The following is a 20716-nucleotide window of genomic DNA, read 5'->3' on the forward strand; positions in this document are numbered from 1 at the left end:
CTATGTGAGTGTCACATTGCGGGCTATTCTGCGTGATTGAAGCTGAGGGAGGGGGCGATGAAGAATGGTCTGCCGCGAAAGACGACCGACTATGTCGGCGAAGTTACCAACACCGATATATGGTCCGGATTCGAGATTCGGCCCAGCGACGTCTTTGTGTGCACACCGCCCAAATGCGGCACCACTTGGACGCAAACACTGGTGCGCATGCTCATCACCGAAACGGCCGACCCCAGCGTGTACGACAACAGGGTCTCACCGTGGCTTGATTGCGGTTTTCGCGATCGGGTCGCGCAGGCGGATGAACTGAGCGCGCAAAGACATCGGCGCTGTATCAAGACACATACCCCGCTTGATGGCATCGTGTTCTCGCCAAATGCGCAATATCTGGTTGTTCACCGCCATCCGGTTGACGTTCATTTTTCAATGCGCCGCCATGTCGAGAATATGAAACATGACTGGCTTGATTACCTGTTCCCCGACGATCTGTCGGAAGCTTTCGACATGTTTTTGAACCGGCCCGCGTCATCCAAGGGCACAGATAACCTGACCCTCAGATCGATCATTCATCACTTCCATTCCTTTTGGATGTATCGCGACCTGCCCAACATTCATTTTCTGCACTATGCCGAGCTCAGCCGGGATCTTCCGGGACAGGTCGCGCGGCTTGCACGGATCATGGACATCGAAATTAACTCGGATCTGGTCAAGCACATAGCCGAGGCCGGCAGTTTCGGATCGATGAAAAACAATGCCATACGTCTGGAGCAAACCCCCGGATTCACCAGCGGGTTTCACGACTTTGCGCAGTTCTTCTTTTCGGGCACAAGCAACAAGTGGGAAGGCAAACTGACCGAGCAGGACATGGCGCAATATGACGCCTGCATTTCCCGGCTGGTCTCAGCCGAAGAACGCTTGTGGCTGGAACGCGGCCTGGCCTCTTAATTCGTCCCGACTGCGCGACGGTCTTGGCCGGGCTTAGATGGAAGCCAGTCATTCACCGCCTCGGCCAACCGGTGAGAGCCGGAGCCGCCGGAAAACGCTTCGACAATTGGATGGCGACCCGCGCTCATGCCTTTCTCAAGAACAAGGACCGGGCGATACAGCGTCGAGGTGCCGTTTTTGCCTCGGGATGTCGTGCTTTCGATTTCTGCGTGGGACAGGTTGGACAGTTTGTGTTCAACCGCTTCATAACCAAAAACCGATTGGCGGCGAATCAGGATACTGTCTTTGTGCCGATCCAGAATGATCTGAACCCGTCTTACGAAAGCGCAAAACGCACCAAACCCAAGACCGCCTCCGCCAAGGGCAAAGATCAGGCCGAACCAGATGCCTTCGCCGCCCGTGCTCATCAGAAAAATACCGGGTCCGACAAAGGCCAGAATGAAAATGACCAACGTGATACCGATGAACCAGGGCGTATTGGCGATGATCAGTTGGTTCGGGGTGTCTCGGGTCACTTTCATGGCGGTACGCTAGCACCGTTCCAACACGCTGTTCCAGTTTGTTTCATCACCGTCTTGCGTGAAATCAGGCTGAAACGCGCAGGGCCAGGGCAGCACCGTCCTTGATCTCAGGCAGTGCGGTTGGCGGGGTCAAGGCGAGGTTCGGCAAGCCAGACGCTGACTGCGCCTGTGATGCGCGCGATTTTCATTCGGGCGGGTATCACCCACGCAATTGTATCTCTCGCGCTTGAATTCCAAGCTTTGTTGCGCGATGAGCAATCCCCAAAAAAGCGAGGGCTTCATGGACGCTTCATCCACCTATCAGGACACTTTGCCGCTGAGTTCGGACGCATTGCTTGCGCAGATGGAAGATTGGGGGCTGACCTATCGCCTGCATACCCATGTGCCATTGCGTACGGTCGAGGATGCAAAGGCGGTGGAAGACCAGTTCATGACACCCGGAGAGAACGCGCTGAGGGTCAAGAACCTGTATCTGCGCGACAAGAAAAAGCGCAACTATCTGGTGACCTTGGAACAAAGTCGCGAGATTGATCTCAAAGCTTTGGGGGCCGAGTTGGGCGTAGGCAACCTGTCCTTCGGCTCGGCGGACCGGCTGTTTCAGAATCTCGGCATACGCCCCGGCGCGGTCAGTCCGCTGGCGATGATCAACGGTGTTCAGAATGATGTCAGGTTCTTCATGGATGCGGCGGCGCAGCAGGCCGAGGTGATTTACATGCACCCCCTTGTCAACGACCGTACTGTGGTCCTGACGCGGGCCGACATGCTGGCCTTTTTCGAGCGCATCGGCTGCGCGGTTACGTGGTTGCCCTGATTACATCAGCGCCTCTTTCAATGCGGCGGCAACATGCGCGGCTGACGGGTTGACGAACAGATGCCCGTCAGCTTCGAACACCGGATCGTCCAGGTGGTTGGGAAAAGCCAGTGGAAGCTCGGTACAGGCCAGCAGGATGGCGGTTCCGGGGCTGGCGTGCTTGTCGCAAAACGCCAGCAGTCGGGCGCGGGCCATGTCAGACGCACCACCATAGAAATCACTGTCGATCATGGCCTGCATCTGGGAAATCTCGGGTTCGGGCAACCGTTCATTCGCGGCAATGCCTTCGGCGGCCAGTCGATCCGAATAGTTGGTGGCCTGCATCGTCACGGTTGTTCCCAGGACCAGAGCCCGTGATGCGCCGGTACCTGCCGTCGCCTCGGCGGTTGCGTCAAAGATGCTGAGGATCGGCATCGAGACACCCTGCCGTATCGCGTGAAGCCGCGCATGGGGGGTGTTGGACGCGATAATGCCAAAATCGCACCCGGCGCGTTCGAGAGTCAGCAGGGCATCGCGGAACACCGCGTCAAAATCCGCCCAGCTTGCCTCATCACCGGCGACTCCGCGCAGGGCGCGCGTTCTGGCCTGCGTAACGGATTCGATGGTCATCGGTGGGATCGGCAAAGGCGAACCATGGCCGCGTTCCGCGTGATAACGCCCGGCCCCTTCGGCAATCGCCCGGTAGTAATCGACGGTCGAGGCCCAGCCCACACCGCCCAGAATGCCGATTTTCTTCATGTGGCCCATCCAGTCTGCCTGTTTGCTCGCATGCAGACTGGACGTTTCCACGCTCGTTGGCCAGAGGCGATCAGGCTGCAAGCTCCGCAACCGCCTTGTGGGCACTTTCCAGCGCCGCATCCGGGTTCACGGCCATCTGATCCGCGGCGATGACGTCGACGTCATGAATGCCGATGAAGCCCAGAACGTGGCGCGCGTAATTGGTGGCGAAATCAGCTTCGGATCCGACAGGAACACCGCCCGATGCGATGGCCAGAATGGCACGTTTCCCTTCCAGCAGGCCTTTGGGTCCGTTTTCCGTGTAGGAAAAGGTCAGGCCCGCGCGCGCCACGAGGTCGACCCAGGCCTTGAATGCGGCAGGCACCGAAAAGTTGTAGATCGGCAGGCCGATGACGATGGTGTCGGCCTCTTGCAGTTCGGTAACCAGTTCGTCCGACAGGGCCAGCCGGTCGCGCTGTAGATCGTCGCGCTGCTCGGCGGGGGTGAAATTGGCGGCGATCCAGTCTTCTGTCAGCAGGGGCAGGGGGGTGGCCAGATCGCGGCGGATGATGCGGTCTGCGCCCAGTTGCTTGACCACACGGTCAGACAGATCGCGCGTGGTCGAGTTCACGCGGCGGGCGGATGAGTCGATGTGAAGGATCGTTTTGGTCATTGTCTTAGTCCTTTTGGTCAGGGGAATCTTGTCCTGCGCCCAATATGATTGTTGCGTTGATGAACAAAACTCGGATACATCAACAGTTATTGTTGGAAATTGCACAGTGACGACATTGCCATGGATAATTGGGATGAGGTGAGAACCGCCTATCAGGTGGCACGCATGGGGACGGTCAGCGGCGCGGCAGAGGTTCTGGGCGTTCACCACGCCACCGTGATCCGTCACATTGATGCGATCGAGGCGCGATTGGGTGTCAAACTGTTCCAGCGCCATGCCCGTGGGTATACGCCGACCGAAGCAGGCGACGATCTGTTGCGTGTGGCCCAGGCGACCGAAGATCAGTTCAACCAGCTTGTCGGCCGGATGAAGGGACGCGGAGACGATGTCTCGGGTGAATTGGTCGTGACTTCCCTGGGGTCTCTTGCCCCGTTGGTGGTGCCGACGCTCACCGCGTTTCAAAAGATGCATCCGGACCTGATCGTGCGATACCTGACGGGCGACCGGCTGTTCCGGCTGGAATACGGTGAGGCGCATGTGGCGATCCGCGCCGGATCGGCCCCTGATCAACCCGACAATGTCGTCCAGCCTTTCCGGCAAGAGGAAGTTGGTCTTTATGCCAGCGCCTCGTACATCGAACGGTTCGGCAAGCCATCCGGAATCGAAGATTTTGCACGCCATCACTTCGTCAGTTCCGATGATGAGACCAGCCGCGCGCCGTTCACACGCTGGTTGCGCGCGACGGTACCCGCCGATCGCATCACCTTCCGCTGTACCAACAACTTCTGCATGCGCGAGGCCGTTCTGGCCGGTGCCGGCATTGGCTTCATGGCCCGTTGGGAGGCTGCCCGCCACGACAATCTGGTCGAGGTGATTGATCCGCTGCCGGAATGGTTCGGCAATCTGTGGCTGGTGACCCACGTGGACTTGCACCGCACCACCAAGGTACAGGCCTTTCTGAGCTTTCTGAAAGAAGAAGCCAAAGGCTGGCAGCCATGAGCCCGCAGATGCGTGGCCATCTGGCCATGCTTGCCTTTTCAGCCCTTGTGGCAGGCAGCTTTTCGTTGGGGTCCATGATCGCCAACGAAATCGCGCCAGCCGCCCTGAATGCGGTTCGCTTTGCGATTGCGGCTGCCGTGATTGGTTTGGCCGCACTGGCGACAACCGGCCTGCCGCGCAGCGCCGCGCAGGCCCCTTGGCGCTATCTGGTGCTCGGGGCTTTGTTCGCCACCTATTTCGTCCTGATGTTCTATGGGTTGCAAACCGCCCCACCTGTCAGTGCGGCGGCGGTGTTCACCCTGACACCAGTTGTCTCTGCCATGGCGGGGTGGGTCTTGTTGCGTCAGATCACCACGCCGCGCATGGCGCTGGCCCTGAGCATTGGCGCTGTGGGCGCGCTATGGGTGATCTTTCGGGCCGACTGGCAGATGTTCCGTGCCTTTGAAATCGGTGGCGGAGAAATCATCTATTTCTGGGGCTGCGTCGCCCATGCGATCTACACGCCCATGATCCGCAAACTGAACCGAGGAGAGCCCGCCGTGGTGTTCACCTTCGGAACGCTGGTCGCCGGGTGCCTGTTGTTGGTCGTGTTCGGCTGGTCCGACCTGATGGCCACCGATTGGGCTGCGCTTCCGGCTATTGTCTGGATCGGCCTGTTCTATATTTCGTTCTTTGCAACGGCAGCCAGTTTTGTGCTGGTGCAGTTTTCCTCACTCCGGCTGCCGTCGGCCAAGGTCATGGCCTATACCTATCTGGTACCCAGCTGGGTCATTCTGTGGGAGATTGCGCTGGGCAAAGGCGTGCCAACCGGTTTGATCCTGGGTGGTGTGGCGCTGACAATCATCGCCCTGCTGATGTTGTTGAAAGAGGAAGTCCCGCCCTCAGTTCCAGTTCGTCGCGCCATGGAATAAGCCACATCTGCGCTGGAAATACATGGCAGATCCAAGATGCATTCCAGAGGTGGAATTTGTTGAGCCAGATCAAGGCGCCCCTGCGGCACCTCCATTAGCTTCGTCAGCAGGCTAAAGGAGGAGATCATGTTCAAACACATCATGTTGCCGGTTGACCGGCATCTACCGCCCGAGGTTCGCAAAGCGGCCGATGTCGCTGCGCAAGTTGCAAAATGGCAGGGGGCCAAAATCACTCTGGTCAGCGTCACCGGGGCCCATATGGGTGAATCCTCGGAAACCGAAGCCGAGATTGACAAGGAACTGGCAGAGTTCACCGAACAGTTGGCCGCAGAAAGTGGATCCGACGTTTCCATGCGCAAAATCCATTCGGTCGACGTTGCTGCGGAAGTGGACAGTGATCTGACCCGCGCTGCCGAGGAGATTGGCGCAGATCTGGTCATTGTCGGTACCCACGCACCCCGGATCACCGACTACATTTTTTCCAGCCACGCCGGGTATTTGGCGAAACACGCCAGCATGTCGGTTTTTGTGGTGCGCTAGGCCTCGCCCGACTTTGGCAGTTCAGCTTCCAGAAACCGCTCGAACGCGTCCAGATTGACGGGCTCGAATTGTCCGAACCCCTGCATCCAGACCGAGGCGGCGCGCAAGGCGTCAGGTTCCAGCTTGCACCATTTTACCCGCCCGCGTTTTTCCTGACTGATCAGACCGGCCTTGGTCAGGATGACCAGGTGTTTGGAGATCGCGGCCAGCGACATCTCGAACGGTTCGGCCACATCCGTCACCGCCATGTCATCCTCCAGCAGCATCGCCAGAATGGCGCGGCGGGTGGGGTCGGCGAGGGCCGCAAAGACTGTGTCGAGATCGTTGGACATGTGACCGCTCAACCATAGCCGTCGGGATTGGTCAACCATTTGGTTGAATATGCGGATTCAGGGCTTTGGCGGTGCAACGGCGGTCATCGAAACGAATGGCGCGTCTTGGGTCTTGTGAAAATCATAACAAATTCAATATTTTAGACTGCGTCAACGAGGGCATTCAAGGTCGTTGACTCTGCGCGCGCCGCGCCTTAGCACCATGCCCAAGACTGTACGAGGGAAACGCCCGTGACCGATGATGACCAAAAGCAGCGTATGGCGCAGCTGGAGGCCAAGATCGAGGCGGCGAAAAAGGCCAAGGCGCCAAAACCTCGTGCGGACGCTGACGTGTCCGGGGGCGAGCTTGCCTGGCGGATGGTCATCGAAATGGTTTCCGGTCTTGGGATCGGATTTGGCATCGGATACGGGCTGGACAGCCTGCTCGGGACGATCCCGATCTTTCTGGTGCTGTTCACACTGCTGGGCCTTGTCGCGGGCGTGAAGGTTATGCTCCGCAGCGCGAAAGAGGCTCAAGATAAACAAACGGCGGCATCGGCTGCCGAGAAGGACGAGAGGGACTGAACGTGGCAACTGAGACCACCGCAGCAGAAGGCAGCAGCCTGGTATTCCACCCGATGGATCAGTTCATCGTCAAGCCGCTGTTCGGCGACGGTGCGGTAGGCATGTTCACGGTCACCAACGTGACTCTGTGGTTGTTCTTTGCGGTGCTGGCCGTAACAGCTCTGCTGGTTCTGCCCACATCCAAACGTGCCATTGTGCCGACGCGTATGCAGTCGGTGGCCGAGCTGGCCTATGGCTTCATCTACAAGATGCTGGAAGACATCTGCGGCAAGGAAGGCGTCAAGTACTTCCCTTATGTCATGACCCTGTTCATGTTCATTGTCGTGGCGAACTTCCTGGGTCTGATCCCGACCTCGTTCACCACCACATCGCATTTCGCCGTGACCATCCCCCTGGCACTGGCCGTGTTCCTGACCGTGACCATTCTGGGTTTCGTCAAGAACGGCGCCGCGTTCCTGGGTCTGTTCTGGGTGTCCAGCGCGCCGCTGGCGCTGCGTCCGATTCTGGCGATCATCGAGCTGATCTCGTACTTCGTGCGGCCGGTCAGCCACTCCATTCGTCTTGCCGGCAACGTCATGGCAGGCCACGCGGTTATCAAGGTTTTCGCAGGCTTCGCCGCGATTGCCGTGATCTCGCCCGTGTCGGTTCTGGCGATCACCGCAATGTACGGCCTTGAGGTCCTGGTGGCCTTCATTCAGGCCTACGTATTCACCATTCTGACCTGTGTTTATCTGAAAGATGCGCTGCATCCTTCGCACTAAGGTCCGATACCCCAACATCGAAACTTCCAATTCGTAAGGAGATACATCATGGAAGGCGATCTCGCACACATCGGCGCAGGCCTGGCAGCAATCGGTTCCGGCGCAGCCGCAATCGGGGTGGGCAACGTAGCAGGCAACTTCCTGGCCGGCGCCCTGCGCAACCCTTCGGCGGCTGCTTCGCAGACCGCGACCCTGTTCATCGGTATCGCATTCGCAGAAGCGCTGGGCATCTTCGCATTCCTGGTCTCGCTGCTGCTGATGTTCGCCGTCTGATCTACGGAACCTGATCCTTACGCGCAGGTGGGCCCAAGCCATAGCGGCCCACCTGTTGTAAAGACAACGTTCCGACGGAGGACATCATGGCGACTGAACCCATTAGCGAAGAAGTGGTTGGCTCGTGCGTCGACTCGCATGGCTCTGCCATCGGGATGCCGCAGCTCTGCTTCGATTGGTTCCCCAACCAGATTTTCTGGCTGGTCATTACGCTGGTCGTCATCTTTCTGGTCCTGTCCCGCGTGGCCCTGCCGCGCATCGCGGCAATCCTGGCTGAGCGTCAGGGGACCATTACAAATGACCTGGCTGCGGCCGAAGATCTGAAGGCCAAGGCGGTCGAGGCCGAAGAGGCCTATAACAAGGCGCTGGCCGATGCCCGTGCCGAAGCGCAGCGGATCGCTGCCGAAGCACGCGCTGAAATTCAGGCTGGACTGGATGACGCGATTGCCAAGGCGGACGCGGAAATCGCTGCCAAGGCGGCTGAATCGGAAAAGGCAATCGCCGAAATCCGTGCCGGTGCGCTGGAAAGCATTCAAGTGGTTGCCAAGGATACGGCGGCTGAACTGGTCACCGCACTGGGCGGCGAGGCAGATGCCAAAGCCATCAACAGTGCCGTAGACGCACAGACGAAAGGATAAGTGACATGCGGAACACTCTTGCCCTTATCCTGACCGTTGGTGCAGCCAGCCCCGCGCTGGCGGCAAGCGGCCCGTTCTTTTCGCTTGGCAATACCGACTTTGTCGTCCTGCTGGGCTTCATCGTCTTCATCGCGGTCCTGTTCTACTTCAAGGTCCCCGGTATGATCGGCGGTGCGCTGGACAACCGTGCCGAAGGCATCAAATCCGAACTGGACGAAGCCCGTGCTCTGCATGAAGAAGCACGCAGTTTGCTGGCCTCGTACGAGCGCAAGCAGCGTGAAGTTCAGGGGCAGGCCGATGCGATTGTCGCGGCAGCGAAGGAAGACGCAGCCCTAGCGGCAGAACAGGCGAAAGCTGACTTGGAAAAGTCGATCGAGCGTCGTCTTGCCGCAGCTCAGGACCAGATCGCTTCGGCCGAAGCGTCTGCACTGAAGGAAGTGCGTGATCAGGCCGTTTCGGTTGCGGTTTCGGCGGCCAGCTCGGTTCTGGCAAAGCAAATGACCGCAGCGCAGGCCAACAAGCTGATCGATGCATCGATTGCAGACGTGGATGCCAAGCTGCACTGACGGGTGACCCCGACAGACAAGTGATACAGACGACCCGAGAGCTTTTGGCTGTCGGGTCTTTTGTTTTTGTCGTGCTTCTGTTTCTGTTGTTTCAAACACTCCGAATCCTACGACCTGCCGGGGATCAGGTTGATAGGAGCGCCCTGATGGGGGCGTGACATTTACAGGGAAAGACAGGCGGTGTCAGGCAACGCAGTTTCGATGAATATTGTCGGTGTCGTCCGAAATGGCGGGTCGGCGCTGATCGACACGATCAACAGGATCGAAAACCTGTCTGCGCAGTTGCATCGGTTCACCGTCACCATTGCCACGAACGACAACACGGATGGCACGGATCAAGTGTTGTCCGACTATGCGGACCAAAGCAGGCATGTCGATATCATGCGACTGGATGGTCTTGCGTCAGAATTGCCAAACCGGGTCGAGCGTATCACGGCGGCCAGAAATGCAGTTCTCAAAAAACTCGAGGATCAGGACACGGACCTGGAGTTGACGCTGGTGTTGGATCTGGATGGTCCGAATACCTGCCTGGATGCCCAGGCGGTTCTGACAGCAGCGCAGCGGGTCGCCCCGTTGTGGGAGGGTGTTTTCGCCAACCCAAAACCAGCATATGACGATATCTACGCTTTGCGTTGTTCGGGTTGGTGTGATGAAGACGTGTGGCAACGCATTCAAAGCACGCGCCGGCCGCTGTTCGGGCGTCGCAAGTGGCGCCGGTCTGTCATGAAGTCCGCTGTTTTTGACCGCCAGTTTCACATTCCTGCCGATACGCCCCTGATCCCGGTCGACAGCGCATTCGGCGGTGCCGGGTTGTATAAATCCCGCGCGCTGCGAGGGTTGCGCTATACTTGCCGGGACGAAAAAGGCCAACAGGTGTGCGAACATGTAATGCTGCACAAACGTCTGAGAGATCGCGGCGCAAGGCTGTTCATCGACCCGGCGCTGACGACACTGGCCGCGGAGAACCGTCTGGGAGAAGGCAGCGGCGCGCCGTTCCCCCGACATCTGCTGCCAGCCGCGTCAGGCGCTGCCTAGTCCCGGCCTTGCCCTGCCAAGTCTGCAAAATCCGGACCGCGCTCAGCCCCGCCCGGTTTCGTGTTGCAGCCTTTGTTGCGCAATAGCTTCGTTCCGATCGGCCTTTTGCTGGTCCGCCATGCAGCGTTCCACAAAATCCAAATGGCGTTCGATTGCATTTCGGGCGGCCAGAGGATCACGCTCTTGCAGCGCCGCATTGATGGCGCGGTGCTGATCCAGGATGGCCTCGCGGGTGGCGCGCTGACGGAACATGGTCTGACGGTTGTAGAACACCCCCTGCACCAGGAGGTCATACATCGACCGCATCATGTGCAGCATCACCACATTGTGGCTGGCTTCGATGATGGCCATGTGGAACTCGGCGTCCAGCTGCGCCTCGTCATTCGCGGCGTTTCGGTTGTGGGCCGCCTGCATCTTGTCAAAGATCGCCTGAACGACCTTTAGGTCGCTGTCTGACCCCAGGCGCGCCGCCCGTTCCGCCGCCAGCCCTTCCATGTCACGGCGAAAGGACAGGTAATCGAATACGGCTTCTTCATGGCTGCCAAACAGGCGGATCAGTGCCGGTGAAAAGGCAGAGCCCAGAACCTCGGCCACATAGATCCCGGATCCGGCTTTCGCGGTCAAAAGGCCCTGTTCCTGAAGGTCGGCAATCGCATCTCGCAGGGACGGGCGCGAAACGCCCATGCGCTCTGCCAACTCCCGCTCGGATGGCAGGCGCTCGCCGGGGCGCAGGATGCCTCGCAGGATCAAAAGCTCGATCTGGCGAACGACTGCGAGCGACAGCTTTTCCGTCTGAACTTTGTGAAATGGCATCTCTTCTTCCGAAATTGGTCAATTCATTTGACCATGGACGTCGGTGCTGTTCAAGAATCCCCGGTCGCATCCATTGAATAATTAGGTCAGTAATATTGACTTTAATAGTGGAGAGCTTAGGCTGCGCCGAATTGAGATCGGAGGAGCCTCATGTCCCAACACCCTTTGTTTGCCACCCGGGCCTCGCGAATGAAAGCGTCAGAGATTCGCGAATTGCTGAAGCTGCTTGACCAACCCGGCATCATTTCCTTTGCCGGTGGGATTCCTGATCCCGCACTGTTTCCCGCCGATGCGTTTGCACAGGCGTTTCAGCAGGCCCTGGGGCCGGATTTGCAAGCGCAGGCGCTGCAGTATTCGGTCAGCGAAGGCTATGTCCCATTGCGGCAGTGGCTGGCGCAGCACATGCGCGAAATCGGGGTGGCCTGTGACATCGACAACATCCTGATCACCTCGGGGTCACAGCAGGCGCTGGACTATCTGGGCAAGCTGTTCCTGTCCCCCGGTGACACGGCCCTGGTCGGGTGGCCCACTTATCTGGGCGCGCTGGCTGCATTCAACGCCTACGAGCCACGCTTTGACCGGCTCAATGGCAATCAGGGGGCCAAGGAATACAAGGCCGCAGCGGGCGCAGGCGCAGTGAAATTTGCCTATCTGTCGGCGGATTTTGCGAACCCGACAGGAGAAACCGTGGACTTGCAGGGCAGAGAGGCTCTGCTGGATCTGGCCGAGGAACTGGATTGCGCGTTGATAGAGGACGGAGCCTATCAGGCTCTGCGCTATGACGGGGATCCTATCCCCCCCATACTGTCATTGGAGCAGGCCCGCAAAGGGTCAATCGAGGACTGTCGGACGATCTATTGCGGCAGTTTCTCGAAAACGCTGTCGCCGGGTTTGCGTATGGGATGGGTCGTTGCGTCCAAGCCAGTCATTTCCCAAATGGTGCTGTTGAAACAGGCAGCTGACCTTCATTCCGCGACCATCAACCAGATGGCTGTGCATCAGGTGGCGCAGGCCTGTTTCGACACCCATATTCCGAAAGTACGAAATGTCTATCGCGCCCGTCGTGATGTGATGCTGAACGCCATGGACCAGCATATGCCTGACGGGGTGGAATGGACACGTCCCGAGGGGGGAATGTTCATCTGGGTCACGTTGCCCGAGGGGATGGTTGGCTCTGACCTGCTGGCGCGTGCGCTGGACACCGTCAAAGTAGCATTTGTTCCGGGGCAGGCGTTCTTCCCGGATGGCAGCGGGACAAATACCATTCGTCTCAGTTTTTCAAATTCTGACGAGGCGACAATACGCGAAGGCATTCGCCGACTGGGAGAGGTGCTGCGGGCCTGACGTCCGGTAAGGCTCTGTTAACCAAAATGCTGCAACTCTGCGGCATGATCCGGTTTCTCGCACCTCTGTTGCTGGCCGCCTGCGCCGCCGGCACTCCGCATTTCCGCGACGTTCCAGCCACGCGCGTGGCTGTGAATGGCAGTGTCTTTGATGTGCGTGTGCGCGGCGACCTGGCCGAGGCTGTGCGGATCAACGCGCAATACGCCCCTCGGCTGGGCCCGGTCCGGGATCGCGCCGCTTTAGCGATGGCACAGGTTTCGGGATGTCCAATTCTGGACGTGCTTGGGGATGCAGCCGTGACCGTTGGGGTTTTGGGGTGTGACCGCGATGCGGGTGAGCGGCTTTTGCTGACGGCCGTCTCGACCCCCAATTACGAATGCATCGACTTTGGTCTTTATGAAAACGTCGGTGGGGAAAACGGGTATCAGGTCTTTGAATGCACGCCGTATTGAGATGCGCGCGTTCTTGCGTATTTCGGCAAGATGTTGTGGATAACTCGGGCTGATATCCCATATCCTGCGCAACTCCGTTGACTCAGACCCCATCCCTTGCGCAAACTTCCAACGCACAGGAATCATGGGACACGCAGCCATTGCGTTTCAACAAGCTCAAACTGACCGGCTTCAAAAGCTTTGTTGATCCGACCGATTTGATCATCGCGGACGGGTTGACCGGTGTGGTGGGCCCGAATGGTTGCGGCAAATCCAACCTTCTGGAAGCTTTGCGTTGGGTGATGGGTGAAAACCGCCCCAAATCCATGCGCGGTGGCGCGATGGAAGACGTGATCTTTGCCGGGGCCGCCACGCGACCCGCGCGCAACTTTGCCGAAGTTGTCCTGACCATGGACAACTCGGAACGTCTGGCGCCGTCGGGGTTCAACGACAGCGATCAACTGGAAATCGTTCGCCGCATCACCCGCGATGTGGGCAGTGCCTACAAGACCAATGGCAAAGACGTTCGTGCGCGCGATGTGCAGATGCTGTTTGCCGATGCTTCGACCGGTGCGCATTCGCCCGCGTTGGTCGGACAGAACCGCATTGCCGAGTTGATCAACGCCAAGCCGCGCGCCCGGCGCCGCATTCTGGAAGAGGCCGCCGGGATCTCGGGCCTGTATCAGCGTCGCCATGAGGCCGAGCTCAAGCTGAAAGGCACCGAAGCCAACCTGACCCGCGTCGATGACGTGCTGGAGCAGTTGGGCGGACAACTGGCCCAGCTTGCGCGTCAGGCCCGTCAGGCGGCCCGCTATCGTGAAATTGGCGAACAGCTGCGTCAGGCCGAGGGGATGCTGCTGTATCGACGCTGGAAAGAGGCCGACATGGCCCGCCAGCAGGCCGAAGAAAAACTGCGTGAGCGGATCACCGAAGCCTCCCGTGCCGAGGCTGAAGCCCGCGCTGCCGCCGCAAAACGTGCCGAGATCGAGGAAACCCTGCCGCCGCTGCGCGAGGAGGAGGCCATTGCCGCCGCCGTGCTGCAACGCCAGCAGGTGCAGCGCGATCAATTGTCCGATCAGGAAACCCGCGCCCGTCAAGCGATCGAGACGCTGACCAACCGAATCCAGCAGCTGGCCAACGATATCGAACGCGAAGCCGGATTGAACCGCGATGCGGGACAAATGATTGAGCGGCTGGAATGGGAAGCGCGCGAACTGGCCAAAGCGGCAGAAGGTCACGATGAGAAAGTGGCCGAAGCGGCGGAAATCGCCCGCGAGGCAGCCTCGATCCTACAGGAACGCGAAGACTACCTGTCGCAGCAAACCGAAGATATGGCCCGTCTTGTCGCCCGGCACCAGTCCGCCCAGCGTCTGGTCGAAGACAGCCGCAAGACACTGGCCCGATCCGAAAGTGAAGAGGAAGAAGCCCGGAAAGCCGTGGACGAGGCCAAGACGGCCCTGATCCGCGCCAGCGAGGCGTTTGAAGACGCCCAATCGGGCGAAGAAGAAGCCCGTGAAGCGGTGGAAGCCGCCGAAGAGGCGCTTGCCGCGGCGGATGAACTGCGCAACGAAACGCAAGCGCGCGAAGCCGAGGCTCGGGCGAGACGGTCCGAGGCAGAAGGCGAGCTGGGCGCGATCCGGGCCGAAACCACGGCGCTGGCCAAGCTGGTGGAACGCGACACGGCGGAAGGCGGTCAGGTGCTGGACCTGCTGCGCGTCGAACCCGGTTATGAAAAGGCTTTGGGTGCTGCTCTGGCCGACGATCTTCGCGCGCCGCTGGTCGAGGGTGACGGGCCATCCGGCTGGGTGCAGGTGGCTGGATATGACAGCGACCAGCCATTGCCTGAAGGGGCCGAGCCTCTGGCGCTTCATGTATCGGGCCCCGATCGTCTCAGCCGACGCATTGCGCAAATCGGGTTGGTGGATGCGGATCAGGGCGCACGGTTGCAGGCATCGCTGAAACCCGGCCAGCGTCTGGTGTCCCGCTCGGGCGACCTTTGGCGCTGGGACGGGTTCCGTGCCTGGGCCGAAGACGCGCCAAGCGCTGCTGCTCTGCGGTTGGAGCAGCTCAACAAGCTGGAAGCACTGAAACAGGACCTTGCCCGTGCCGAAGCACAGGCTGACGGTGCCCGTGCCGCGCATGAGGCGCTGTCTCAGCAATTGGCGGATGTGACCGAGGCAGACCGGCGCGCGCGTGAGGCCCGCCGTGCTGCTGATCAGCGCATGGCCGAAACCGCGCGCGCACTGTCGCGGGCCGAGGCCGACCGCAATCTGGCCCAGGGCAAGCTGGAAACTCTGACCCTCGCCGTTGACCGCCACAAGGACGACGCCACGGCCGCCCGCGCGCAACTGCGCGACGCCGAAGCGGCTTTGGCCGGTCTGGGTGATCTCGACAGTGCCCGCGCACAGGTCGAAGACATCAAGCAGACGGTCGAGGCGGCGCGGATCACCATGCTGACCCACCGTTCGACTCATGACGAGCTGCGCCGTGAGGGGGACGCTCGCACGCGTCGTACCCAGGAGGTCGCGAAAGATCTCAGCGGGTGGCGCCACCGTTTGGAAACGGCTGAAAAGCGGATTTCCGAACTTGCCGAGCGCAAGGAAAGCTCGGAAGAAGAGCTGACGGAGGCCATGGCCGTGCCCGGCGAAATCGCCGAGGCGCGTGAGGAGCTGAACGAACAGATCGAAGCCGCCGAAGCACGGCGCGCCGAAGCCGCCGACAAATTGGCCGAAGCCGAGGCTATGCACCGTGAAATCGTTCTGGCCGAACGGGAGGCCGAGCGTCTGGCATCAGAAGCGCGCGAAAGCCGTGCCGCGGCCGAGGCGCGCTGTGACGCGGCCAAGGAAAGTGTTGTCGCGGCGGCCGAACGGATCGCCGAGGATCAGCAACTGACCCCGAACCAATTGCTGAACCAGTTGGACGTGAACCCCGACCAGATGCCAGCTGCGGACGTTCTGGAATCCGAAGTGAACCGTCACAAACGTCAGCGCGACGCGATGGGGGCCGTGAACCTGAGGGCCGAGGAAGACAGCAAGGAAGTTCAGGAAGAATTCGATACGCTCAGCAGCGAAAAAGCCGATCTGGAAGAGGCAATCAAGGCGCTGCGCAGCGGGATCGCCAGCCTCAACCGCGAAGGGCGCGAGCGGTTGCTGACCGCGTTTGAACAGGTGAATTCGAACTTTGCCATGTTGTTCAAGCATCTCTTTGGGGGCGGCGAGGCCAATCTTGTGATGGTCGAAAGTGACGACCCGCTGGATGCGGGCCTTGAGATCATGTGCCAGCCGCCTGGCAAGAAACTGTCGACTCTCAGCCTGCTGTCGGGCGGAGAACAGACCCTGACGGCGACCGCGCTGATTTTCGGCGTCTTCCTTGCCAATCCAGCTCCGATCTGCGTGCTGGACGAGGTTGATGCGCCTTTGGATGATGCAAACGTGACGCGTTTCTGTGATCTGCTGGACGAGATGTGCCGCCAGACTGACACGCGGTTCCTGATCATCACCCACCATGCGGTGACGATGGCGCGCATGGATCGCCTTTTCGGTGTCACAATGCAGGAACAGGGAGTCAGCCAACTGGTTTCGGTCGATCTGAAGAAGGCCGAACAGATGGTCGCCTGACCGCTCACTGGAAGTTTATGACGGTTGCGGCTCTATCGCGCTAACGTGAGCGCATGACGCGCTTCCTGATCCCCGCCCTCATCGCCGCCGGCCCTGTATTTGCAGCCGACTGGCCCGTCAAAACCGGGGATACGCCCCTTACAGCCGCAGAGCTTGATGCTTTGGCGGGGCAGACACTGACCTTTTACGACGACGGACAGGCCAAATTCTCGGCCGGGGGCGCCTATTCCTACACATACGCAAGCGGAGATTCTGCCTTTGGAACTTACGCGATTGCCGATGATGGCAGCGTGTGCATCGCGTACCGCAATGGGTTCAGCCGCTGTGATCTGTACGTGCGTAGCGGGGGGCGACTGATCCTGATAGACGAGAAGGGCGACCGCTATCCGGTGCGGCCGGAGTAGTGCGTACCATGATTAGTGTTCTTTCTTCGCCGCGAGAGGACGGACAAGTTCGGAAACGGCACTTTGAACGATAAGTATGTTCCGCCGCCAAGCTTTAATATTCTTAGGATCAACGTCAGGCCAATCATAGACTGAGCCATGATGATTGATGGTTACAAGTCTGATCTCTGCGAATATATCGTCAGAAACGTATAGAAGTAAGTCGCAGCCTTTTCCACCTAACTCAGCGGCCAGCGGGTTCAGCGATTCACGACATAGCAAAGCTTTATCGTCGTCTTCTTGGCCGATAAAATCTACTTGTGAATAAAGACGAGACACGGTTTGCGGGTTTTTGAGTGGGGAGTAGTTTGGATTCAATATGGCTCGCAATGATATGCCAAGCGTCCCTTCGGGCACATGAATTTCTAGTGCTTCTAGATCTTGGTGTCGCCAATAGACTGAGGTTGCATCCTCGGATAGCCAGGCAATCTTATCGTCTGACCAAGCGGGGGAGACCACAAAGCACACAGCTGTCTCTCTTGAAATCAATGGTAAATAGCCTTCTCCACAAACTGTCTCAGTTGAGGGCCTGTCAGAGTTGCCTTGTTCTGGTTTGTCGATCTTGCGCAATGGCAAGATGAAAGGGACAATAAGAAGCAATACAATTGAAATCACGGTAGCGCGTCGAAATTTTGAGCGATTGCTGGAGAGCTTTGGCATCATGACCGCAAGTTGAAGACTTCTGCTAAATGCAAGACTTAGTAAGACACTATAATTGTCCTAGCAACTCCACCGTCGGCCATGCATCCGCAGGCAATCCCAATCTCACCTGTTCGGCCCGCACTGCGGCGCGGGTACCGGCACCCAGAATCCCGTCGATCTTGCCCACATCATATCCTTTGGCTTGCAGCTTGGTTTGCAATTGCTTCATATGCGCGCCGCTCAGGCCCGGCGTGGGGTTGCCAGCATCATAAATTTGTGCCCCTTCCAGACGTGTCCCGAAATAGGCGGCAGTCAATACATAGACAAAGCTCTGGTTCCATTCGAAATAGACGTCGAAATTCGGATAGGCCAGAAAGGCCGGGCCCTTGTGCCCCTGGGGCAGGATCAGCGAGGCAGGCAGGTTTGCCAGCGACCCGCTGCGTGCCTGAACGCCCATGGCCTGCCAATCGGCCACCGACCGGGGCTTGCCGGGGCCGGACAGAGACCAGTCCATCTGCGCGGGCACCGCGACCTCTTGCAGCCACGGTTCGCCTGCGCGCCAGCCCAGATGCGACAGCATCTTGGCCCCGGACATCAGCGCATCGGGGGCCGAGGTTTTCAGGCGGACATGCCCGTCGCCGTCACCATCGACACCGTTTTCCAGAATGTCCCGCGGCAGCATCTGGACCATACCGATTTCCCCGGCCCACGCGCCCGTTGTGCGGGCCGGGTCGAAATCACCATTCTGATAAAGTTCGATGGCCGCGAAGATTTGAGGGCGGAACAGGTCGGGGCGACGGCAGTCATGGGCCAAAGTCACCAGTGCATTGCGGGTGTTGAAGTCGCCCTGAAAGGATCCGTAGTCGGTCTCGAACGCCCAGAAGGCCAGCAACACCCCGCGTGAGATGCCGTATTGCTTTTCGATCCGGTCAAACACCGCGTCATATTTGCGCGACATCGCCTGCCCGCGTTCGATCCGATTGGCCGAGATCAGCCGCCGGGAAAACTCGATAAAGGGTTTCTGAAACACCCCCTGCGCCCGATCGGCCTTCAGCACGGCGCTGTCCTGCTGCACGCCTTTGAAAAATGCGTTCACGGTGGATTTGTCAAAGCCTTGCTGCACGGCCTCGGCCTTTAGCCCTTTGACAAAGGAATTGAAGCCACCACCACATTGGGCCAGGGCAGGTTGGGCAAACAAGGTGGCGGCGATCAGGCCGGAAAGAAAACGCATGACAAATGTCCGTCAGTAAATCAGGTCGATCCCAACCGACACCGACACGAGCCCAAGCGCAAGCCCCCAAACACGCCACAACATGCGACATGCGCGGAAAATGTCCAAAGCTCCGATCTCGCGCTGAGCGTTGCCATTGACCCATGCCAGATCCCGCACCTTGCCGTCATAGCTGCGCGGCCCGGCTAGGGCGACGTTCAGCGCGCGGGCCATGGCGGCCTCGGGCCAGCCCGCATTGGGCGAGATGTGACGGTGCGCATCTGCCAAGATTTCGCGCCAGCGCGACCGCTGGCCCGACAGCGCCACGATCATCACGCAGGTCAGGCGGGCCGGGATCAGGTTCAGCAGGTCGTCGAACCGGGCCGAGGCCCAGCCAAACGCGCGGTACTTTTCATTGCGATACCCGATCATGCTGTCGGCGGTATTTACCGCCTTATAGGCCAGCAGCCCCGGCAACCCCGCGACCAGAAACCAGAACGCAGGCGCGATGACACCGTCGCTGAGGTTTTCTGCGGCGCTTTCGATGGCCGAGCGTGCCACCTGCGCCTCGGTCATGTCCCGTGTATCGCGCGAGACGATCATGGCCACTTGCGCCCGTCCCTCTGCCAGCGAGGCCATCAGCCCTTCACCCACCGCGCGAACATGCGCGACCAGCGATTTTTGCGCCAGCAGGATCGCGCAGATCAGGATTTCGACAACTGGCCCCAGCAGGGACAAAGCCCATCCAAGCCCCCATGCGCCGCAAACCAGCAGGACAAGCACACCCACCCCTTTTGCCCGACGTGCGGCCCCGTGATTCAGACGTTTATCCAGCCAGCCAATCAGGTTTCCGATCACTACCGCCGGATGCTTGATACGCGACCAGAGCCAGTCGGGTTCTCCCAGCGCTGCGTCCAGGCACATGGCACAGACCAGCATCAGGCCAAGGCTCACAGCGCGGCCTCCAGCCGGTCCCACTCGTTCGCAGGTGACAACCCAAGGCGCAGATAGGTGTCGGAATAGGGGAAGATGCGGCTCCAGATATGGTTCTGTGCCAGCTGTTCCTGCCAGCGGGAGGCATCATCGACCTTGTACAATCGGAACAGGCTTGTGCCGCCAGCGACCTTGGCCCCCCTGGCCGTCAACAGAACATCCAGCCGAGCGGCCTCGTCTGCCAGTCGCTTACGCGTGGCGCTTGCCCAATCCGTATCTGCAAGGGCCCGTGTGCCGATCCGCAAGGCAGGGCCTGATACAGACCAAGGGCCGGTCAGATCGTTCAACCGGCTGATCATATCCGGTCGTCCGATGGCGAACCCCAGTCTTACCCCGGCCAGCCCCCAGAATTTGCCAAAACTCTTCAGCACGATCACGCCGGGGCGGTCTGCCAGGTGGATCAAGGACTTGTCCGGCATGACGTCGCAAAAGCTTTCGTCAATCACGGTAAGTGGTGCCGATACGTCGCCTTCCTGCCAGATACGCCCGTCCGGGTTGTTCGGATGGACGATCACGCGGGCGTCACACGGACCGTCTTGCCGTACCTTCCATCCCTGCGCCGAAAAGGCGGCGGCGTGTTCGTTATAGGTGGGCGGCGTGATCTGTACCGTACCCGCCGCGGTTAGCGCGGGAAGGCGCGCGATGATCGCCGACGCTCCGGGCGCGGGCAGGATCGCTGCACGCTGCGGCACGTTCCAGAACCCGCGCGCGGCACCGCTGAGCCGTTCAAACGCCCCGTGATCCGGCAATTCAGCCCAATCCCCCGCAGTCAGCCCGGACACGGGGTAGGCATGAGGATTGATGCCGGTGGACAGATCGATCCAGTCGGTGCGTTGTCCACCATATTGTGCAATCGCCCTGTCCAGCCCACCGCCGTGGTCGCGAACCGTGCGTGGATCCAAGTCTTGATCCGGTGTGTTCATCTGCTCTCTCTGCG

The 20716-nt window shown here is 59.6% G+C and carries 24 protein-coding genes; 15 read left to right on the forward strand and 9 right to left on the reverse strand.

The annotated features are described in order from the left end of the window. The first annotated feature begins 57 nt into the window (after nucleotides 1–57). On the forward strand, nucleotides 58–945 hold the full coding sequence (locus GOW56_RS09585; protein ID WP_171205720.1) for a sulfotransferase domain-containing protein: 888 nt from the start codon (nucleotides 58–60) through the stop codon (nucleotides 943–945). Here GOW56_RS09585 and GOW56_RS09590 read toward each other — a convergent pair. Further along, a complete protein-coding gene (locus tag GOW56_RS09590) occupies nucleotides 942–1466 on the reverse strand; it encodes a hypothetical protein (protein WP_171205721.1) in 525 nt (174 codons plus the stop codon). The genes GOW56_RS09585 and GOW56_RS09590 overlap by 4 nt on opposite strands. 280 nt (nucleotides 1467–1746) lie before the next feature. Here GOW56_RS09590 and GOW56_RS09595 point away from each other — a divergent pair, with 280 nt between their 5' ends. After that, nucleotides 1747–2277, forward strand: coding sequence for a prolyl-tRNA synthetase associated domain-containing protein (locus GOW56_RS09595; protein WP_171205769.1), 531 nt, complete (start codon nucleotides 1747–1749; stop codon nucleotides 2275–2277). Here the strand turns inward: GOW56_RS09595 and GOW56_RS09600 are convergent, their stop codons facing one another. Both GOW56_RS09600 and GOW56_RS09605 read right to left on the reverse strand, forming a co-directional pair. Beyond that, complete coding sequence (locus tag GOW56_RS09600) at nucleotides 2278–3015, reverse strand: aspartate/glutamate racemase family protein (protein ID WP_171205722.1); 738 nt, start codon at nucleotides 3013–3015, stop codon at nucleotides 2278–2280. It abuts the gene before it with no gap. 70 nt (nucleotides 3016–3085) lie between these two features. Further along, nucleotides 3086–3667: an FMN-dependent NADH-azoreductase gene (locus GOW56_RS09605; RefSeq protein ID WP_171205723.1), complete on the reverse strand. Its 582-nt coding sequence runs from the start codon at nucleotides 3665–3667 to the stop codon at nucleotides 3086–3088. Nucleotides 3668–3787: 120 nt separating this feature from the next. Here GOW56_RS09605 and GOW56_RS09610 point away from each other — a divergent pair, with 120 nt between their 5' ends. The 3 genes from GOW56_RS09610 to GOW56_RS09620 all read left to right on the forward strand — a co-directional run bounded on the left by GOW56_RS09610 (nucleotide 3788) and on the right by GOW56_RS09620 (nucleotide 6117). Next, on the forward strand, nucleotides 3788–4666 hold the full coding sequence (locus GOW56_RS09610) for a LysR family transcriptional regulator (RefSeq protein ID WP_152457042.1): 879 nt from the start codon (nucleotides 3788–3790) through the stop codon (nucleotides 4664–4666). Beyond that, nucleotides 4663–5577 (forward strand): DMT family transporter, encoded by a 915-nt coding sequence (locus GOW56_RS09615; protein WP_171205724.1) that lies wholly within the window; start codon nucleotides 4663–4665, stop codon nucleotides 5575–5577. Before GOW56_RS09610 ends, GOW56_RS09615 begins: the two co-directional genes overlap by 4 nt. A 126-nt stretch (nucleotides 5578–5703) precedes the next feature. Then, the gene (locus GOW56_RS09620) at nucleotides 5704–6117 is read left to right on the forward strand and encodes a universal stress protein (RefSeq protein ID WP_170344796.1); all 414 of its coding nucleotides are present in this window, start codon (nucleotides 5704–5706) and stop codon (nucleotides 6115–6117) included. Here the strand turns inward: GOW56_RS09620 and GOW56_RS09625 are convergent. After that, entirely contained in the window at nucleotides 6114–6449 is a 336-nt protein-coding gene (locus GOW56_RS09625; RefSeq protein ID WP_170344797.1) for a metalloregulator ArsR/SmtB family transcription factor, read from the reverse strand. The two genes, GOW56_RS09620 and GOW56_RS09625, sit on opposite strands and share 4 nt — an antisense overlap. 231 nt (nucleotides 6450–6680) lie before the next feature. Here GOW56_RS09625 and GOW56_RS09630 point away from each other — a divergent pair, with 231 nt between their 5' ends. The 6 genes from GOW56_RS09630 (at nucleotide 6681) to GOW56_RS09655 (ending at nucleotide 10286) form a co-directional block, all read left to right on the forward strand. After that, nucleotides 6681–7013: an AtpZ/AtpI family protein gene (locus tag GOW56_RS09630; protein WP_170344799.1), complete on the forward strand. Its 333-nt coding sequence runs from the start codon at nucleotides 6681–6683 to the stop codon at nucleotides 7011–7013. A gap of 2 nt (nucleotides 7014–7015) precedes the next feature. After that, the gene (locus GOW56_RS09635; protein WP_171205725.1) at nucleotides 7016–7774 is read left to right on the forward strand and encodes a F0F1 ATP synthase subunit A; all 759 of its coding nucleotides are present in this window, start codon (nucleotides 7016–7018) and stop codon (nucleotides 7772–7774) included. 48 nt (nucleotides 7775–7822) lie between these two features. Beyond that, nucleotides 7823–8047, forward strand: a complete 225-nt coding sequence (locus GOW56_RS09640) for a F0F1 ATP synthase subunit C (protein WP_005981269.1) — start codon at nucleotides 7823–7825, stop codon at nucleotides 8045–8047. An 86-nt stretch (nucleotides 8048–8133) separates the two neighbouring features. Beyond that, nucleotides 8134–8685, forward strand: a complete 552-nt coding sequence (locus tag GOW56_RS09645; protein ID WP_171205726.1) for a F0F1 ATP synthase subunit B' — start codon at nucleotides 8134–8136, stop codon at nucleotides 8683–8685. A 5-nt stretch (nucleotides 8686–8690) separates the two neighbouring features. Continuing rightward, nucleotides 8691–9251 (forward strand): F0F1 ATP synthase subunit B, encoded by a 561-nt coding sequence (locus GOW56_RS09650; RefSeq protein ID WP_170344804.1) that lies wholly within the window; start codon nucleotides 8691–8693, stop codon nucleotides 9249–9251. Between the two features lie 201 nt (nucleotides 9252–9452). Beyond that, a complete protein-coding gene (locus GOW56_RS09655; RefSeq protein WP_171205727.1) occupies nucleotides 9453–10286 on the forward strand; it encodes a hypothetical protein in 834 nt (277 codons plus the stop codon). Nucleotides 10287–10328: 42 nt separating this feature from the next. Here GOW56_RS09655 and GOW56_RS09660 read toward each other — a convergent pair whose 3' ends face one another. After that, the gene (locus tag GOW56_RS09660) at nucleotides 10329–11099 is read right to left on the reverse strand and encodes a FadR/GntR family transcriptional regulator (protein ID WP_171120299.1); all 771 of its coding nucleotides are present in this window, start codon (nucleotides 11097–11099) and stop codon (nucleotides 10329–10331) included. Nucleotides 11100–11249: 150 nt separating this feature from the next. Between GOW56_RS09660 and GOW56_RS09665 the strand changes: the two genes are divergently transcribed. The 4 genes from GOW56_RS09665 (at nucleotide 11250) to GOW56_RS09680 (ending at nucleotide 16895) form a co-directional block, all read left to right on the forward strand. Beyond that, complete coding sequence (locus GOW56_RS09665; RefSeq protein WP_171205728.1) at nucleotides 11250–12443, forward strand: PLP-dependent aminotransferase family protein; 1194 nt, start codon at nucleotides 11250–11252, stop codon at nucleotides 12441–12443. Between the two features lie 44 nt (nucleotides 12444–12487). Continuing rightward, a complete protein-coding gene (locus GOW56_RS09670) occupies nucleotides 12488–12895 on the forward strand; it encodes a hypothetical protein (protein ID WP_171120297.1) in 408 nt (135 codons plus the stop codon). Between the two features lie 140 nt (nucleotides 12896–13035). Continuing rightward, complete coding sequence (locus GOW56_RS09675; protein ID WP_171205729.1) at nucleotides 13036–16491, forward strand: chromosome segregation SMC family protein; 3456 nt, start codon at nucleotides 13036–13038, stop codon at nucleotides 16489–16491. A gap of 53 nt (nucleotides 16492–16544) precedes the next feature. Further along, nucleotides 16545–16895, forward strand: a complete 351-nt coding sequence (locus GOW56_RS09680) for a hypothetical protein (RefSeq protein WP_171120295.1) — start codon at nucleotides 16545–16547, stop codon at nucleotides 16893–16895. A gap of 12 nt (nucleotides 16896–16907) precedes the next feature. Here GOW56_RS09680 and GOW56_RS09685 read toward each other — a convergent pair whose 3' ends face one another. The 4 genes from GOW56_RS09685 to cobD are packed head-to-tail and all read right to left on the reverse strand — an operon-like array spanning nucleotide 16908 to nucleotide 20702. Next, nucleotides 16908–17594, reverse strand: coding sequence for a hypothetical protein (locus GOW56_RS09685; protein ID WP_171120294.1), 687 nt, complete (start codon nucleotides 17592–17594; stop codon nucleotides 16908–16910). Nucleotides 17595–17643: 49 nt separating this feature from the next. Further along, complete coding sequence (locus tag GOW56_RS09690) at nucleotides 17644–18807, reverse strand: lytic murein transglycosylase (protein WP_171205730.1); 1164 nt, start codon at nucleotides 18805–18807, stop codon at nucleotides 17644–17646. A gap of 12 nt (nucleotides 18808–18819) precedes the next feature. Continuing rightward, nucleotides 18820–19740, reverse strand: a complete 921-nt coding sequence (cbiB, locus tag GOW56_RS09695) for an adenosylcobinamide-phosphate synthase CbiB (protein ID WP_171205731.1) — start codon at nucleotides 19738–19740, stop codon at nucleotides 18820–18822. Further along, nucleotides 19737–20702 (reverse strand): threonine-phosphate decarboxylase CobD, encoded by a 966-nt coding sequence (cobD, locus tag GOW56_RS09700; RefSeq protein ID WP_171205732.1) that lies wholly within the window; start codon nucleotides 20700–20702, stop codon nucleotides 19737–19739. Before cobD ends, cbiB begins: the two co-directional genes overlap by 4 nt. Nucleotides 20703–20716: the final 14 nt, after the last annotated feature.

It is taken from the genome of Ruegeria sp. HKCCA0235A (assembly GCF_013033235.1).
Classification (GTDB): domain Bacteria; phylum Pseudomonadota; class Alphaproteobacteria; order Rhodobacterales; family Rhodobacteraceae; genus Ruegeria.

Coding starts and splice junctions, on each gene's coding strand:
- GOW56_RS09620 (WP_170344796.1), top strand. CDS start 5,704: ATGTTCAAACACATCATGTTGCCGGTTGACCGGCATCTACCGCCCGAG.
- GOW56_RS09685 (WP_171120294.1), bottom strand. CDS start 17,594: ATGCCAAAGCTCTCCAGCAATCGCTCAAAATTTCGACGCGCTACCGTG.
- GOW56_RS09660 (WP_171120299.1), bottom strand. CDS start 11,099: ATGCCATTTCACAAAGTTCAGACGGAAAAGCTGTCGCTCGCAGTCGTT.
- GOW56_RS09645 (WP_171205726.1), top strand. CDS start 8,134: ATGGCGACTGAACCCATTAGCGAAGAAGTGGTTGGCTCGTGCGTCGAC.
- GOW56_RS09655 (WP_171205727.1), top strand. CDS start 9,453: ATGAATATTGTCGGTGTCGTCCGAAATGGCGGGTCGGCGCTGATCGAC.
- GOW56_RS09605 (WP_171205723.1), bottom strand. CDS start 3,667: ATGACCAAAACGATCCTTCACATCGACTCATCCGCCCGCCGCGTGAAC.
- GOW56_RS09680 (WP_171120295.1), top strand. CDS start 16,545: ATGACGCGCTTCCTGATCCCCGCCCTCATCGCCGCCGGCCCTGTATTT.
- GOW56_RS09590 (WP_171205721.1), bottom strand. CDS start 1,466: ATGAAAGTGACCCGAGACACCCCGAACCAACTGATCATCGCCAATACG.
- GOW56_RS09650 (WP_170344804.1), top strand. CDS start 8,691: ATGCGGAACACTCTTGCCCTTATCCTGACCGTTGGTGCAGCCAGCCCC.
- GOW56_RS09610 (WP_152457042.1), top strand. CDS start 3,788: ATGGATAATTGGGATGAGGTGAGAACCGCCTATCAGGTGGCACGCATG.
- GOW56_RS09615 (WP_171205724.1), top strand. CDS start 4,663: ATGAGCCCGCAGATGCGTGGCCATCTGGCCATGCTTGCCTTTTCAGCC.
- cobD (WP_171205732.1), bottom strand. CDS start 20,702: ATGAACACACCGGATCAAGACTTGGATCCACGCACGGTTCGCGACCAC.
- GOW56_RS09640 (WP_005981269.1), top strand. CDS start 7,823: ATGGAAGGCGATCTCGCACACATCGGCGCAGGCCTGGCAGCAATCGGT.
- GOW56_RS09690 (WP_171205730.1), bottom strand. CDS start 18,807: ATGCGTTTTCTTTCCGGCCTGATCGCCGCCACCTTGTTTGCCCAACCT.
- GOW56_RS09665 (WP_171205728.1), top strand. CDS start 11,250: ATGTCCCAACACCCTTTGTTTGCCACCCGGGCCTCGCGAATGAAAGCG.
- GOW56_RS09625 (WP_170344797.1), bottom strand. CDS start 6,449: ATGTCCAACGATCTCGACACAGTCTTTGCGGCCCTCGCCGACCCCACC.
- GOW56_RS09585 (WP_171205720.1), top strand. CDS start 58: ATGAAGAATGGTCTGCCGCGAAAGACGACCGACTATGTCGGCGAAGTT.
- GOW56_RS09600 (WP_171205722.1), bottom strand. CDS start 3,015: ATGAAGAAAATCGGCATTCTGGGCGGTGTGGGCTGGGCCTCGACCGTC.
- GOW56_RS09595 (WP_171205769.1), top strand. CDS start 1,747: ATGGACGCTTCATCCACCTATCAGGACACTTTGCCGCTGAGTTCGGAC.
- GOW56_RS09670 (WP_171120297.1), top strand. CDS start 12,488: ATGATCCGGTTTCTCGCACCTCTGTTGCTGGCCGCCTGCGCCGCCGGC.